Below are 13,043 nucleotides of genomic sequence, written 5' to 3' on the forward strand. Positions count from 1 at the left end.
GGGGGCATTATATGCATCCTTACCGATGATGAAACCGAAAGAAGGCGGGAATGGGTTCCTTTGATTTTGTGACGTTCTTCTTTTTTGTGGCGGCGGTGATAATTTTCATCCAGCTGCGTTCGGTGCTTGGCAAGCGCACTGGCAGCGAACGCCCGCCGCGCGAGCAGACGGCCCGCCGTGAACAGGCAGGCACTGAAGGCGGAATGGACGATCCGAAAGTGGTTACGCTTCCCCGCCGCGGCCGGGAAAATGTCGAACCGGACATGTTTGCCGCAGTTGATGCTTATGCTGAACCGGGTACTGAGCTCAACGAGGGACTGCGCGAGGTGGTCACCGCCGATCCGTCGTTTACGCCTCAGGAGTTCGTCGGTGGCGCTACCATGGCTTACGAGATGATCGTCTCGGCCTATGCCGACGGTGATCGCAAGGCGCTGAAGGGCTTGTTGTCGCGCGAGGTCTTCGACGGCTTTGTTGCCGCCATCGATGAACGCGAAGCTCGTGGCGAGACGGTGCGGTCGAATTTCGTGGGCATCGAGAAGGCCAACATCATCCAGGCCGAGATGAAGGGGACGGAAGCCAATATCACCCTGCGCATCATCAGCCAGCTGATTTCGGCGACGCTCGACAAGGACGACAAGGTGATCGAAGGCGATCTGGTTGACGTTACCGATGTCAATGATGTCTGGACCTTCTCCCGCGACACACGGTCGAAGGATCCGAACTGGCGTCTGATCGCGACGGAAGCTGATCAGTAATGAATGTGTCGCTTCGGCGGGAAGAATTCGCATCGCTGCCCGGTTGGGCAGACGATGCGCCCGCCGCAGCCCTTGCCGCCTTTTGCCGTTCCGCCCGACATGTTGCCGAAAACGGTCCCTACAAGACCGGCTCGCTGGGCATTTCCCACGAAGAATTCAAGCCGGCTTATGATGCTGCACTCGGCTTGCAGGCGGCTGAATCCGGCTTAGCACCCGCCAGCGAGGCTCGGGCCTTCTTTGAAAAATGGTTCCGCCCGGTAAAAATTGATATTGATGACGGTGCTGGGTTCGTAACCGGCTATTATGAGCCGGAACTGGAAGTCACAGCGACAGCCGATTCCGACCATGCTTTCCCGTTTTTGCGCAAACCCGACAACCTGGTGAAGGTGCCGGATCCTGACGATCCGCCGGTGGGGATCCCCGACGGCTATGCGTTCATGCTTGAGCAGAACGGCGAGGTCGGTGTCTGCCCGGACCGGCAGGCCATCGAGACTGGAGCTTTCCGCGGCCTGGGGCTCGAGATCGCCTGGGCTGGCTCGCGCGCGGACGTTTTCTTTGCCCATGTTCAGGGCTGCGCCCGTCTTGCCTTTCCCGATGGCCGCAACCGTCGAATCACCTATGCCGCCAAGAGCGGTCACCCCTTCACCGGTATCGGCGGATTGTTGGTCGAGCGCGGCGAGATTGCCGCGAACGACATTTCAATGGCTACGATCCGGCAGTGGCTTGCTGCCAATCCGCAGCACGCCGATCAACTGATGTGGCAAAACCGTTCTTTCATTTTCTTTCGCGAGGCTGATGTCGATGACCCGCGGCTTGGCCCGGTGGCTGCCGCCAAGGTGCCGCTTGAGCCGGGACGGTCGCTGGCCGTTGACCGGCATATCCATACCTTCGGAACACCTTTTTTCATCAATGCGCCGGATCTGGCTGATTTTGACGCCGACCGGCCGTTTGCGCGGCTGATGATCGCCCAGGACACCGGCACCGCAATCGTTGGTGCGACGCGCGGCGATCTTTTTGCCGGATCGGGGCCGATGGCTGGCGACAAGGCGGGCGCCATCAGGAACAAGGCGGCTTTCACCCTGCTGGCGCCAGTCGGATCTCAATGTGCGCGGCGGGCCGGTCATGAAAGATGACAAGCGCAAGCTCAGTCACGAAGACCGGATAATCTGGGCGCAGGTGGCCCGGACCGTTGAGGCCTTCCCCGGCAAGAGCGTTGAGGGAGACGACTGGTTTGCCGTCGAAACACCGCAGCCCAAGGCCATGCGCCCGGATAAACCCGCACCACCCGCACGCCCTGAGATGCCGCGCAAGCTTCAACCCGCGCCCCGGCCAAAGGTTCAGCCGATCGAGCAGCCGGTGGTTCGCAAGCTGGCCCGCGGCCGCTTGCCGATCGATGGTCGCATCGATCTTCATGGCCTGACCCAGAGTGAGGCCCACAATCTTCTCTGGGGGTTTCTGGCCCGCGCCCATGAGCGTGGCCTCCGCCATGTGCTGGTGATCACCGGCAAGGGCACGTCCCGCGGCGGCGCCGGTGTGCTCAAGCGGCACGTGCCCGAATGGCTGACCAAGCCGGAATTCCGGTTTCTGATTTCCGGATATGAGGATGCGGCGCGCGGCCATGGTGGCGAAGGCGCGCTCTATATCCGGCTGCGCCGTATCCGGGAGAAGCCGTAATGACCCCGTTTGGTGAAGCCCTTCGCCGGCTGCGCGCCGAGCGCGGCGTGACCCAGCGCGAGATGGCCAAGGCCATTGGCGTGTCTCCGGCCTATCTGTCGGCGCTCGAGCATGGCCAGCGCTCCGAACCCAGCTGGCAATTCGTCCAGCGGGTAATCGGCTATTTCAACATCATCTGGGACGAGGCCGAGGAACTGCAGGCGCTCAGCGGCCTGTCGCGGCCGAAAGTAACCATCAACACCGCCGGGCTGACGCCAAAAGCCACCGAAGTTGCCAATCGTCTGGCTGCCGCCATTTCCCGGCTCGACGCGGACACTTTGGACCGGATCGGCAAATTGATCGAGACCGGAGAGACCGACGGGGACAACCCGCGTCCGGTGCAGTCGATTCCGCCCGGTCAGGGCGACAAGCTGCCGCGCTGATTGAAAAATCCAATTATTGGCAAGCGTCGGAAAATAGCGCTGCCGCTATTTGGCGATGATCTCGCGCAGCTCCTGTTCGTGGTCGTTGACCAGCCAGCCATAATAGTTTTCGCGCGGAAGCAGCGGTTTTTGGCCCCGGCTCTTGCGTTTCTCGTTTTCTTCTGCGAGTTCCGCGGCGCGGCGGGCAGCATTGCCGACATTGTAGAGCGTCGCCGTCACGCCGGGATTTTTGGAAATGTCGAAACCGGCGATGTCGCGGTAATTGTCGATCGATTCGGCAATCGATGCAGCCATATAGGCAAGCGTTGAATCCGGCTCCATGATTGCCTCATAGACCTGAGCTGCATTGCCGGCGCTGAGCTTTCTCAGTCGCGACACCTTGTTGACGCGGTCGCTGTGGACCAATGCCGTCAGTGGGTTGAGCTGGCCCAGGCCAAAAGTCTGGCCGGCGTAGAATGGCTGAAAGAACACCGCCCCGAAACGATCGTTGGGAAACGATTTGCCGCCGACGGTCTTGCCCCGGAAACTGGTCTCCCAGACTTCCTCGCGGCAGGTCCAGACTTCAGCTGAGCCCGAGGCTTCCTTGCAGTCATCGAATTCCGGCCGCTTGACGAAATTGAGGACGCTCTCGCCATCATGCTCGAAGCGGAACCGCTCACCGGCATAGGAGATCGCCTTGATGTAATAGGTCTGCAGCCGGTCATAGGCGTCGACATTGTAGGTGTGCTCGCCCACAAGCGCGCCGACAATATGGATCGGATCGATCTTGTAGAGCGCCGACACCTTGCGGATTTTCGACTTGAGCTTGCTGTCGCCGGCGATCAGATCGCGGATCTTCTCATATTTTGCGTCAAAGCTGGATTTGGTTGCCTTGGTGCGGCGTTTCGATGCTCCGGGGATTGTGGGCTGCTCGACGCTGCGGTTACCTGGCGGCACCAGTTCGTCAGCAACTGCCTGCACCGCCGGCGTCAAGCTCATGACAAGCGCGATCGACATCGCAACCATGGTCTTGAGCTTGCAACTGTGCACCATCATGATCCTCTCGGGCGTCGTCATCTTCAGGTTACGCCGCATCGCTGCGGCTTGACTGGCCGACGTTCATGGCCGCGAGGAACCGAATTTTATCGCTGGTTACAGAATAAATCGCGACAGATCGGTATTCTGGGCAAGGTCGCCAACATGCTCCCGGACATAGTCTGAATCAATCGTGATTGTCGAGCCCGGCTGATCCGGGGCGGTGAAAGAAATCTCGTCGAGAACCCGCTCCATCACCGTCTGCAAACGCCGCGCGCCGATATTCTCAATGCTGCTGTTGAGGTGCACGGCAACCTCCGCCAGCGCGTCGATGGCGTCCTCGGTAAAGACCAGCGTCATGTCCTCGGTGGCCATCAAGGCCACATATTGCTTGATCAGGCTGGCCTCGGTTTCGGTCAGGATGCGGCGGAAGTCGTCCTTGTCCAGCGCTCTGAGTTCCACCCGGATCGGCAGGCGGCCCTGCAGTTCGGGCAGCAGGTCGGAAGGTTTGGAGACATGGAAGGCGCCGGACGCGATAAACAAAATGTGATCGGTCTTCACCGGTCCGTATTTGGTTGCCACCGTGGTGCCTTCGACCAGCGGCAACAGGTCTCGCTGCACGCCTTCGCGCGAAACGCCGGCGCCGACGCCGCCATCGCGGGTCGCAATCTTGTCGATCTCGTCTAGGAAGACGATACCGTCGTCCTCTGCCGATTTCACTGCCTCCTGGTGAACCTGCTCCATGTCCAGAAGCTTGTCGGATTCATCATTGATCAGGGTGGCGTAGGATTCGCGCACCGTCGTCTTGATCTTGCGGGTACGCCCGCCCATCGCCTTGCCCAGCAGATCGCCGATATTGAGCACGCCGATATTGCCGCCCTGCATGCCCGGCAATTCGAATTGCGGCATGCCGTTTCCGGTGTCGGCCACCTCGATTTCGATTTCCTTGTCGTCGAGCAGACCATCGCGCAGTTTCTTGCGGAAAGAATCCCGGGTTGCTGGCGATGCGGTGGAGCCAACCAGCGCGTCGAGCACGCGTTCCTCGGCATTCAGCCGTGCCTTTGCCTCGACTTCGCCGCGCTTGCGCTCGCGCACCAGGGTGATGCCGACTTCAACAAGATCACGGATGATCTGTTCGACATCGCGGCCGACATAGCCGACCTCGGTGAACTTGGTCGCCTCGACCTTGATGAACGGGGCACCGGCCAAACGCGCCAGCCGTCGTGAGATTTCGGTCTTGCCGACGCCGGTCGGCCCGATCATCAGGATGTTCTTGGGCATCACTTCTTCGCGCAGCGGACCATCCAGTTGCTGCCGGCGCCAGCGGTTTCTCAGCGCAATCGCCACGGCGCGCTTGGCGTCGTTCTGGCCGATGATGAATCGGTCAAGCTCGGTCACGGTTTCGCGGGGGGAAAAATTGCTCATGTGAAGATCATGCCTTTATGGGTGGAAGCCTGTCGAGGACCGATGTGGGAAGAATCGGCCGGATTATCAAGCCGCGGATACGCTGCCAGCCGGCCCCGAACAGGATCACCATTGCGCCGATGGCGATCAGGATCAGCGCAAATGGCGGAATCCCGGTGGTGTTGGCGGCACCGTTGACGAGGTAATAAATCCCGACCGAGCCGAAATAGGCCAGCGTTGGCGCCAGCAGCGAGCGCCGGTCGATTGCCAGCGCCACCAGCACGAACACGGCCATCATCAACCCCAGCAAAATGCTGGCGCTGAGGCCCGGTTCGATCTGGCCCGACAGCACTTCCTGGCCGGTGGCGAGAATGAACAGCGGATGCACCAGCAGCGGCGCCGACACCACATGTAGCCAGAAGGCGCAGTCCGACCAGACCGTCTGGCGTTCACGGTCGCGCAAATCAAGCCAGACCGCGACTAGGAATATCGCTAGTCCACAGACCAGCGGCACCGCCAGCGCATTGGCGAGGATGTCGGCCAACTGTTCTGGCAAAGGTGCAGCGACTGCGCCGCTGACCATCTGGTCATGGTAGAAAACCACGGCACCCAGAAACGCCAGCCCGGTGGCGGCGATGGCCGCAACACCGGCCAGGATAGGCACCTTGAAGCGGAAGAAATAAAGCCCGGCAACAGCAATCAGGCCGCCACCGAGGATAAGCCCCACCGGTCCGGCTTCGGATCTGAGCGCCAGCAGTGCAAAGGCATTGAGATCACTGGGCAGGTTGACCCGGTTCATCACCGCTTCAATCAGCAGCGACAGCGCCGCTGCCATGAAGATCAGCGCCAGCAGCGTGCTTGAAAGCCGCATCCGTTTTTGCCGGGTAACGATTTCAGCAACCACCCAGCTGCCGAGCGCGATGGCCACGGCGATGGCCGTGTTGCCTTCGACAAATACCGACCGGAGCGCAAACAGCGCACCGGCAAACAACAGCGTCACGCCGACGGTGACAAAAATATCATTGCCGCCACCAACCAGCCGCATCTGGTCATCGACCGAGGGGGCAGTGGCCTGCTCAGCTGTCTGTTCGTCGAGGGTATCGGTGGCCAGTGTCAGAAGGGCTTCACGTTGTGCAGCATTGAGAATGCCGGCCTTGACCGCGCGATCAAGCGTTTCGTCATCAATCATGCGGTGGTCTCGCTACCGGATTTGCGCCCACGGGCGTTGAAGTCATGAACGGTCTTGCATTGGCCGTCGCCGAACGATTCACGTGAAACACTCGACCGCGACAGACCGATGCACACCGGCCTATTCAAGTTCAAGGGTCTCGATCACGATATTGCCGTTGGTGTAGACGCAGATATCACCGGCAATTTCCATCGCCCGTCGGGCAATCTCGGCGGCGGTCCGGTCGCTGTCCATCAGCGCGCGCGCCGCGGCATAGGCATAATTGCCGCCGGAGCCGATCGCCATGGTGCCGTGTTCGGGTTCCAGCACATCGCCATTGCCGGTAATCGCCAGCGTCACCGTCTTGTCGGCCACCAGCATCATTGCCTCAAGCCGCCGCAGATAACGGTCGGTGCGCCAGTCCTTGGCTAGTTCGACCGCGGCGCGAGTCAGCTGGTCGGGATATTGCTCCAGCTTGGCTTCAAGCCGTTCCAGCAGCGTGAACGCGTCGGCGGTGGCGCCGGCAAAACCGGCAATCACATTGTTGTCCTTGCCGATGCGGCGGACCTTTCGGGCGTTGCCCTTCATCACGGTCTGGCCGAGGCTGACCTGGCCGTCGCCAGCCATCACCACCTGCTGCCCCTTGCGCACGGTGATGATTGTGGTCGCATGCATCTGGCCAAATGGATTGTGCTCGCTCATCGGGCGTCCTTTCCTTCAAACGGCGTCTTGGCCGTAAATTCCTAAGCTTTGCTGTACGGCTGTATGTAAGCGCCCGCGAGGCGATTGCAAATATGCGCGCGGCCGGGCAGCACCCCTTCGAAAGCCGTTCTGGATATTTGCTGCGCGGGCTGGTATTGAGCGCCGATCCTATTGCCCGGAGACGCCAGATGGCCAGTACCGAGACCGCGCGCACCGCTTCCGTTGCCCGCAAGACCAATGAAACCGACATTTCGGTATCTGTTCGTGTGGATGGAACCGGCGCCGGGTCGATTGCGACCGGGGTCGGCTTTTTCGATCACATGCTTGAGCAACTCTCGCGCCATTCGCTGATCGATCTCGATGTCAGCGCCAAGGGTGATTTGCACATCGACGATCATCACACAGTCGAAGACGTCGGCATTGCCATCGGCCAGGCTCTGGCCAAGGCGCTGGGCGACCGCAAGGGCATTTGTCGCTATGCGTCGCTGGACCTGGCGATGGACGAAACCCTGACCCGCGCCGCCATTGATATTTCCGGTCGCCCGTTTTTGGTCTGGGATGTCGACTTTTCTGCGCCCAAGATCGGAACATTCGATACCGAGTTGGTGCGCGAGTTCTTCCAGGCATTGGCCCAGCATGGCGGCATCACTCTGCATGTGACCAATCTTTATGGCGCCAACAACCACCATATCGCTGAGACCTGCTTCAAGGCGGTGGCCCGCGTGTTGCGCACTGCCTGCGAGATCGATCCACGGCAGAAAGACCGGATTCCGTCGACCAAGGGGTCTTTGGCCTGAGCCTTCGGGCTTGCGGCTGAACGGGGAAAATTGATGAGCAGCTATCTTGTTTTTGCAAGGCCGGGCACAGCGGTTCCCGATGAGGGTTCGGTGGTTCTCAACGATAGTTTCGCACCACTGGCCTTCGCGTTTCCGGTGTTTTGGTTGTTGTTCAACCGGCTCTGGCTGGAGGCGCTGTCGGCCATACTGATTCTGGGCGTGGCTTTGCTGATGGTCGCCAGCGCCAGCTTTTATTGGCCGGGTGTGGTTCTTGGTCTGGCGGTTTCGCTGATCACCGGTCTCGAGGGCCGCAACTGGCGCGCCTCGGCCTTGCTGCGGCGGGGCTGGCGTTTTGCCGATCTGGTCGAGGCTGGCGACGCTGAAACCGCATTTGATATCCATACCGCCCGGGCCGGGGCTGCGCCGGAGCAATCTCGCCGCCTGCGGCCAGCGCTGCAGGCGGGGCGTATGGAAGCAGGCGCCAATGGCGCCATTGGCCTTGTGCCGGTTGAAAGGACATGAGTGCGATGCGGGTTGTCATTGTAGATTACGGATCGGGCAATCTGCGCTCCGCGGTCAAGGCGTTCGAGCGCGCGGCGCGCGAAGCCGGCGTCACGGCACACATAATTCTCAGCGCCGAGGCTGACGTTGTCGCCGGCGCCGACCGGGTCGTGCTGCCGGGCGTTGGCGCCTATGCCGATTGCCGCGCCGGGCTTGATGTCATCGACGGCATGAACGCCGCCCTGCGCCATGCAGTGGAGGACAAGGCGCGACCGTTTCTCGGCATCTGCGTCGGCATGCAGTTGATGTCGAGCCGCGGGCTGGAAAAGACGGTGACCGAGGGATTTGGCTGGATTGCCGGCGACGTGGTCGAGATCAAGCCATCGAATCCGGCTTTGAAGATTCCGCAGATCGGTTGGAACACACTCGATCTCAAGGCTGAGCACCCGTTGTTTAACGGTATCCCGACCGGACCTGCCGGACTGCACGCCTATTTCGTGCACTCCTATCATTTGGCGGCAAACAATCCCGGTGATGTGCTGGCGACAACCGACTATGGCGGCACGGTGACCGCCGCTGTCGTTCATGGCAACAAGGCCGGCACCCAGTTTCACCCGGAAAAGAGCCAGACGCTGGGTCTGGCGCTGATCGCCAATTTCCTCAAATGGAAGCCCTGACATGATCCTGTTTCCCGCCATCGATCTCAAAGACGGCCAGTGTGTTCGGCTCAAGCTGGGCGAAATGGACTCAGCCACGATCTACAACGAGAACCCCGCGGCTCAGGCCCTGGCCTTCGAGAACCAGGGTTTTGAGTGGCTGCATGTGGTCGATCTCAACGGCGCCTTCGAAGGTCAGTCGGTCAATGGCGCCGCAGTCGAGGCAATTCTCAAGGCGACCGAAAACCCGGTGCAGCTCGGCGGCGGTATCCGTACGCTGGCGCATATTGAAGCCTGGCTGGAAAAGGGTCTCGCCCGGGTCATTCTCGGCACCGTTGCGGTCCGCAATCCCGATCTGGTGCGCGAAGCCTGCAAGCTGTTTCCCGGCCGTGTCGCTGTTGGCATCGACGCCAAGGGCGGCAAGGTGGCGGTCGAAGGCTGGGCCGAGGCTTCCGAACTCGGCGTCATCGAATTGGCCCGGCGTTTCGAGGGCGCCGGCGTGGCGGCGATCATCTACACCGACATTGATCGCGATGGCATCCTCGCCGGCATCAACTGGCAATCGACCATCGAACTCGCCGATGCGGTGTCGATCCCGGTCATTGCCTCGGGCGGTCTTGCCTCGCTTGCCGACATTGTCCGCATGAAAATGCCCGATGCCGCCCGGCTTGAGGGTGCGATCTCCGGCCGCGCGCTCTATGATGGTCGCATCGACCCGGCCGAGGCGCTGGCGGTGCTCAACGGATCGCTCACCGTGGAGCCCGCGCAATTCGAGCAAGGGAACCGCTCATGACCCTGAAATCCCGTGTCATCCCCTGTTTGGATGTGAAAGATGGCCGCGTCGTCAAGGGTGTCAATTTTGTTGACCTGATCGATGCCGGTGATCCGGTCGAGGCCGCCAAGGCCTATGATGCGGCCGGCGCCGACGAGCTCTGCTTTCTTGATATCACTGCTTCGTCCGACAACCGCGAAACCATTTTCGATGTCGTCGCGCAAACCGCCGAGCACTGCTTCATGCCGCTGACCGTTGGCGGTGGCGTCCGCACGGTAGCCGATATTCGCAAGCTGCTGCTCTCGGGCGCCGACAAGGTCTCGATCAACTCCGCCGCGGTCAAAAACCCGGATTTTGTCGCCGAAGCGGCCGACAAGTTCGGCAACCAGTGCATCGTCGTTTCGATCGATTCGAAAAAGGTATCTGCACCGGGCGAGGCCGACCGTTGGGAGATCTTCACCCATGGTGGCCGGGAACCAACCGGCATCGACGCCGTTGTGTTTGCCGAGCAGATGGTGGAGCGCGGCGCTGGCGAATTGCTGCTGACCTCGATGGATCGTGATGGCACCAAGGGCGGCTATGATCTCGCGTTGACCCGCACCATTGCCGATGCGGTTCGGGTGCCGGTAATCGCCTCCGGCGGTGTCGGTACACTCGAACATCTGGTCGAGGGCATCCGCGACGGTCACGCCACGGCCGTGCTTGCCGCCTCGATTTTCCATTTCGGAACCTATACGATCGGCGAGGCCAAGCAGTACATGGCTGATGCCGGACTTGATATGCGCATGGTCTGAACAGGCCTGAGAAGGGAACCATCTGCCATGACCAATTTCAATCTCACCGATCTTGAGCGGATTGTTGCCGCCCGCGCCGCTGCCGATCCGGACCAGTCCTGGACCGCGAAGCTGGTGGCTGCCGGCATGCCCAGGGCCGCCAAGAAGCTGGGCGAGGAAGCGGTGGAAACTGTCATCGCCGCCACTGCACAGGGGCGCAACGAACTGGTCGCTGAATCTGCCGATCTACTCTACCATCTGATGGTCGTGCTGCGGATTGCCGATGTTCCGCTGGGTGACATCATGGCCGAGCTGGAGCGGCGAACATCGCAATCCGGTCTGGCTGAGAAGGCCGGACGCAGGGCGGAGTGAGCATGGATCAGACCGACATTCAGCCACGCCCCCTGGATCATTTTTCCGGAGATGATTTTTCACCCTACCGGTTCTTCACCGCTGACAAATGGGCGGAGTTCCGCGCTGACACGCCACTGACGCTGAGCGAGGATGAGGTTCGCCGGCTGCGTTCGCTCAATGACCCGGTGGATCTCGATGAAGTGCGGCGGATCTATCTGTCGCTGTCGCGATTGCTGTCAGCCCATGTCGAATCCTCGCAATTGCTGTTCGAGCAACGCAAGCATTTTCTCAATCTCTCCGGCGTCGCCAAGACCCCGTTCATCATCGGCATCGCCGGATCGGTGGCGGTGGGCAAGTCCACTACCGCCCGTGTCCTGGCCGAATTGCTGGCCCGCTGGCCCTCGAGCCCGAAGGTCGATCTGGTCACCACCGACGGGTTTCTCTACCCCAACGAAATTCTCCGTCGCGACAATCTGATGGACCGCAAGGGGTTTCCCGAAAGCTACGATGTTGCCGCGGTGCTGCGTTTCCTGTCCGAAATCAAGGCTGGTCAGCATAATGTCCGGGCGCGGTGCTATTCACACCTGACCTATGATGTGTTGCCCGGCGAATACAAGGTCATTGACCGGCCAGACATCCTGATTTTCGAGGGCATCAATGTGCTGCAGGTGCGCGACCTGCCCGAGGATGGCAAGATCATCCCCTTCGTCTCCGATTTCTTCGATTTCTCGATCTATATCGACGCCGAAGAGCCCGACATCCACAAATGGTATGTCGATCGCTTCATGAATCTGCGGCAAACCGCGTTCAAGGACCCGGATTCCTTCTTCCATCGCTATTCGGCCATCGGCGAGGACGCTGCCCGCGCCATTGCCGAAAGCCTTTGGGAAAACATCAACCTGAAGAATTTGCGGCAGAACATCCTGCCGACCCGCCCACGCGCCGACCTGATTCTGCGCAAGGGCCCCAACCACCTGATCGAACAGGTGGCGCTGAGAAAGCTATAGGTAGCACCGATTAACCGAACCTTATGGTCGATCTGCTAGTCGGAGGAGTAAATCTGCTCGCGGGATTGGCACATGAACGATCTGGATATGGATGACATACAGAAGCGGTTTTTCGTTTCCCTCGGCCTTATCTGGGGTGTTGTTCTGGTTGCCCGGCCTTTTACCAAGGTAACGATCAATTACGCGGATTTCTCCGCTAATCTTTATCTAAGTTTGATTTGTGCCTGTTTCAGCCTGCTTGCAGGGCGGTTTGGTCTCAATCTGCTTCGCGGTCTGGCCAGTCTGATTGCCGGGCTGCTGTTGATCATGTTGCCGATGGTCACCGCCAATTACATGGCGATGTCGCTTGATATGCCGCTGGCGGACGAACTGCTGGCCAATATGGACGCGGCGATCGGGTTCGACTGGCACTCTTTTATCGCATTTGTTGATGCCCGGCCCCTGCTGGCGGCGGCTTTTGGAGAAGCCTATCAGTCATTTCTGATCCAGGTGGTGCTGGTACCAGCGCTCTTGCTCTGGCTCGGTTATTCCCGCCGTGCCCATGCTTTCATGATCGCCTTCGGCTTGCTGACGTTGGTTGCCGCGGTCGTTGCGATCTGGTTCCCCGCCTACGGCACCTATACCCATTATGGCTACACCGATGGCCAGCTTGCCAACATCAACTCCTATTTCGGGTTCGAGTTTATCGAGCACTTTGAAGCGGTGCGCAACAATGTCGAATTCCATATCTCGTCACAGGGGATATCCGGCATTCTCACCTTCCCCTCGGTCCATGCCGGGGTCGCCTATCTGCTGATCTGGGCAACCTGGACCAACATCTGGTTGCGGTATCCGTTCTTGCTGCTCAACATCATGATGGCGCTGGCCGCTGTGGTGAATGCCAACCATTATCTTGTCGATATTCTCGCCAGCATACCGCTTGCGGCCCTGTGCATTGGCATAGTTCGCCTGGTTTTCGGAATGCACCGGAATGCCGCTGACCCTGCTGTTTCGTCGCAGCCGGGCATGCAGCCGGTACATTTCGATCAGCAGGGTTCGCGGATGGCGGGGTCAGGGCGGTGATGT

The 13,043-nt window shown here is 60.3% G+C and carries 16 protein-coding genes; 12 read left to right on the forward strand and 4 right to left on the reverse strand.

Annotated elements, in window-relative coordinates; translation table 11 throughout:
• The first annotated feature begins 50 nt into the window (after window positions 1-50).
• The 4 genes from OEG84_RS15455 to OEG84_RS15470 are packed head-to-tail and all read left to right on the forward strand — an operon-like array spanning window position 51 to window position 2,851.
• Complete coding sequence (locus tag OEG84_RS15455; RefSeq protein WP_267654576.1) at window positions 51-755, forward strand: Tim44/TimA family putative adaptor protein; 705 nt, start codon at window positions 51-53, stop codon at window positions 753-755.
• Window positions 755-1,888 (forward strand): murein transglycosylase A, encoded by a 1,134-nt coding sequence (gene mltA, locus OEG84_RS15460; protein ID WP_267654577.1) that lies wholly within the window; start codon window positions 755-757, stop codon window positions 1,886-1,888. The genes OEG84_RS15455 and mltA overlap by 1 nt, the downstream gene beginning before the upstream one ends.
• A complete protein-coding gene (locus OEG84_RS15465) occupies window positions 1,878-2,429 on the forward strand; it encodes a Smr/MutS family protein (protein ID WP_267654578.1) in 552 nt (183 codons plus the stop codon). Before mltA ends, OEG84_RS15465 begins: the two co-directional genes overlap by 11 nt.
• Window positions 2,429-2,851: a helix-turn-helix domain-containing protein gene (locus OEG84_RS15470; protein WP_267654579.1), complete on the forward strand. Its 423-nt coding sequence runs from the start codon at window positions 2,429-2,431 to the stop codon at window positions 2,849-2,851. Before OEG84_RS15465 ends, OEG84_RS15470 begins: the two co-directional genes overlap by 1 nt.
• Before the next feature lie 45 nt (window positions 2,852-2,896).
• Here OEG84_RS15470 and OEG84_RS15475 read toward each other — a convergent pair whose 3' ends face one another.
• From OEG84_RS15475 to hslV, 4 genes are all read right to left on the reverse strand, one after another.
• Window positions 2,897-3,856, reverse strand: a complete 960-nt coding sequence (locus OEG84_RS15475) for a DUF1402 family protein (protein ID WP_425602921.1) — start codon at window positions 3,854-3,856, stop codon at window positions 2,897-2,899.
• A 126-nt stretch (window positions 3,857-3,982) separates the two neighbouring features.
• Window positions 3,983-5,290, reverse strand: a complete 1,308-nt coding sequence (gene hslU, locus OEG84_RS15480) for an ATP-dependent protease ATPase subunit HslU (protein ID WP_267654580.1) — start codon at window positions 5,288-5,290, stop codon at window positions 3,983-3,985.
• A 7-nt stretch (window positions 5,291-5,297) separates the two neighbouring features.
• The gene (locus OEG84_RS15485; RefSeq protein ID WP_267654581.1) at window positions 5,298-6,458 is read right to left on the reverse strand and encodes a hypothetical protein; all 1,161 of its coding nucleotides are present in this window, start codon (window positions 6,456-6,458) and stop codon (window positions 5,298-5,300) included.
• A gap of 120 nt (window positions 6,459-6,578) precedes the next feature.
• The gene (gene hslV, locus OEG84_RS15490) at window positions 6,579-7,139 is read right to left on the reverse strand and encodes an ATP-dependent protease subunit HslV (protein ID WP_267654582.1); all 561 of its coding nucleotides are present in this window, start codon (window positions 7,137-7,139) and stop codon (window positions 6,579-6,581) included.
• 188 nt (window positions 7,140-7,327) lie between these two features.
• On the opposite strand from hslV, the gene hisB reads away from it, so the two are divergent.
• From hisB to OEG84_RS15530, 8 genes are all read left to right on the forward strand, one after another.
• Window positions 7,328-7,936 (forward strand): imidazoleglycerol-phosphate dehydratase HisB, encoded by a 609-nt coding sequence (gene hisB / locus OEG84_RS15495; RefSeq protein ID WP_267654583.1) that lies wholly within the window; start codon window positions 7,328-7,330, stop codon window positions 7,934-7,936.
• A gap of 33 nt (window positions 7,937-7,969) precedes the next feature.
• Complete coding sequence (locus OEG84_RS15500) at window positions 7,970-8,437, forward strand: DUF2628 domain-containing protein (protein WP_267654584.1); 468 nt, start codon at window positions 7,970-7,972, stop codon at window positions 8,435-8,437.
• Window positions 8,438-8,442: 5 nt separating this feature from the next.
• Window positions 8,443-9,093, forward strand: a complete 651-nt coding sequence (hisH, locus tag OEG84_RS15505) for an imidazole glycerol phosphate synthase subunit HisH (protein ID WP_267654585.1) — start codon at window positions 8,443-8,445, stop codon at window positions 9,091-9,093.
• Window position 9,094: 1 nt separating this feature from the next.
• Window positions 9,095-9,865, forward strand: a complete 771-nt coding sequence (hisA, locus tag OEG84_RS15510; protein ID WP_267654586.1) for a 1-(5-phosphoribosyl)-5-[(5-phosphoribosylamino)methylideneamino]imidazole-4-carboxamide isomerase — start codon at window positions 9,095-9,097, stop codon at window positions 9,863-9,865.
• Complete coding sequence (gene hisF / locus OEG84_RS15515; RefSeq protein ID WP_267654587.1) at window positions 9,862-10,638, forward strand: imidazole glycerol phosphate synthase subunit HisF; 777 nt, start codon at window positions 9,862-9,864, stop codon at window positions 10,636-10,638. The genes hisA and hisF overlap by 4 nt, the downstream gene beginning before the upstream one ends.
• A 27-nt stretch (window positions 10,639-10,665) precedes the next feature.
• Window positions 10,666-10,989 carry a phosphoribosyl-ATP diphosphatase gene (locus tag OEG84_RS15520; RefSeq protein ID WP_267654588.1) on the forward strand — a complete coding sequence of 108 codons (324 nt, stop codon included), beginning with the start codon at window positions 10,666-10,668 and terminating at the stop codon, window positions 10,987-10,989.
• A 2-nt stretch (window positions 10,990-10,991) separates the two neighbouring features.
• Window positions 10,992-11,978, forward strand: a complete 987-nt coding sequence (coaA, locus tag OEG84_RS15525) for a type I pantothenate kinase (protein ID WP_425602856.1) — start codon at window positions 10,992-10,994, stop codon at window positions 11,976-11,978.
• 72 nt (window positions 11,979-12,050) lie between these two features.
• Window positions 12,051-13,040: a phosphatase PAP2 family protein gene (locus OEG84_RS15530; RefSeq protein WP_267654590.1), complete on the forward strand. Its 990-nt coding sequence runs from the start codon at window positions 12,051-12,053 to the stop codon at window positions 13,038-13,040.
• The last annotated feature ends 3 nt before the right edge of the window (window positions 13,041-13,043 follow it).

This window comes from Hoeflea algicola (assembly GCF_026619415.1).
In the GTDB taxonomy this organism is placed as follows: Bacteria; Pseudomonadota; Alphaproteobacteria; order Rhizobiales; family Rhizobiaceae; genus Hoeflea; species Hoeflea algicola.

Excerpts from the sequence above, each read along its gene's own strand:
- OEG84_RS15455 (WP_267654576.1), top strand. The coding sequence starts at position 51 with ATGGGTTCCTTTGATTTTGTGACGTTCTTCTTTTTTGTGGCGGCGGTG.
- mltA (WP_267654577.1), top strand. The coding sequence starts at position 755 with ATGAATGTGTCGCTTCGGCGGGAAGAATTCGCATCGCTGCCCGGTTGG.
- OEG84_RS15465 (WP_267654578.1), top strand. The coding sequence starts at position 1,878 with ATGAAAGATGACAAGCGCAAGCTCAGTCACGAAGACCGGATAATCTGG.
- OEG84_RS15470 (WP_267654579.1), top strand. The coding sequence starts at position 2,429 with ATGACCCCGTTTGGTGAAGCCCTTCGCCGGCTGCGCGCCGAGCGCGGC.
- OEG84_RS15475 (WP_425602921.1), bottom strand. The coding sequence starts at position 3,856 with ATGGTTGCGATGTCGATCGCGCTTGTCATGAGCTTGACGCCGGCGGTG.
- hslU (WP_267654580.1), bottom strand. The coding sequence starts at position 5,290 with ATGAGCAATTTTTCCCCCCGCGAAACCGTGACCGAGCTTGACCGATTC.
- OEG84_RS15485 (WP_267654581.1), bottom strand. The coding sequence starts at position 6,458 with ATGATTGATGACGAAACGCTTGATCGCGCGGTCAAGGCCGGCATTCTC.
- hslV (WP_267654582.1), bottom strand. The coding sequence starts at position 7,139 with ATGAGCGAGCACAATCCATTTGGCCAGATGCATGCGACCACAATCATC.
- hisB (WP_267654583.1), top strand. The coding sequence starts at position 7,328 with ATGGCCAGTACCGAGACCGCGCGCACCGCTTCCGTTGCCCGCAAGACC.
- OEG84_RS15500 (WP_267654584.1), top strand. The coding sequence starts at position 7,970 with ATGAGCAGCTATCTTGTTTTTGCAAGGCCGGGCACAGCGGTTCCCGAT.
- hisH (WP_267654585.1), top strand. The coding sequence starts at position 8,443 with ATGCGGGTTGTCATTGTAGATTACGGATCGGGCAATCTGCGCTCCGCG.
- hisA (WP_267654586.1), top strand. The coding sequence starts at position 9,095 with ATGATCCTGTTTCCCGCCATCGATCTCAAAGACGGCCAGTGTGTTCGG.
- hisF (WP_267654587.1), top strand. The coding sequence starts at position 9,862 with ATGACCCTGAAATCCCGTGTCATCCCCTGTTTGGATGTGAAAGATGGC.
- OEG84_RS15520 (WP_267654588.1), top strand. The coding sequence starts at position 10,666 with ATGACCAATTTCAATCTCACCGATCTTGAGCGGATTGTTGCCGCCCGC.
- coaA (WP_425602856.1), top strand. The coding sequence starts at position 10,992 with ATGGATCAGACCGACATTCAGCCACGCCCCCTGGATCATTTTTCCGGA.
- OEG84_RS15530 (WP_267654590.1), top strand. The coding sequence starts at position 12,051 with ATGAACGATCTGGATATGGATGACATACAGAAGCGGTTTTTCGTTTCC.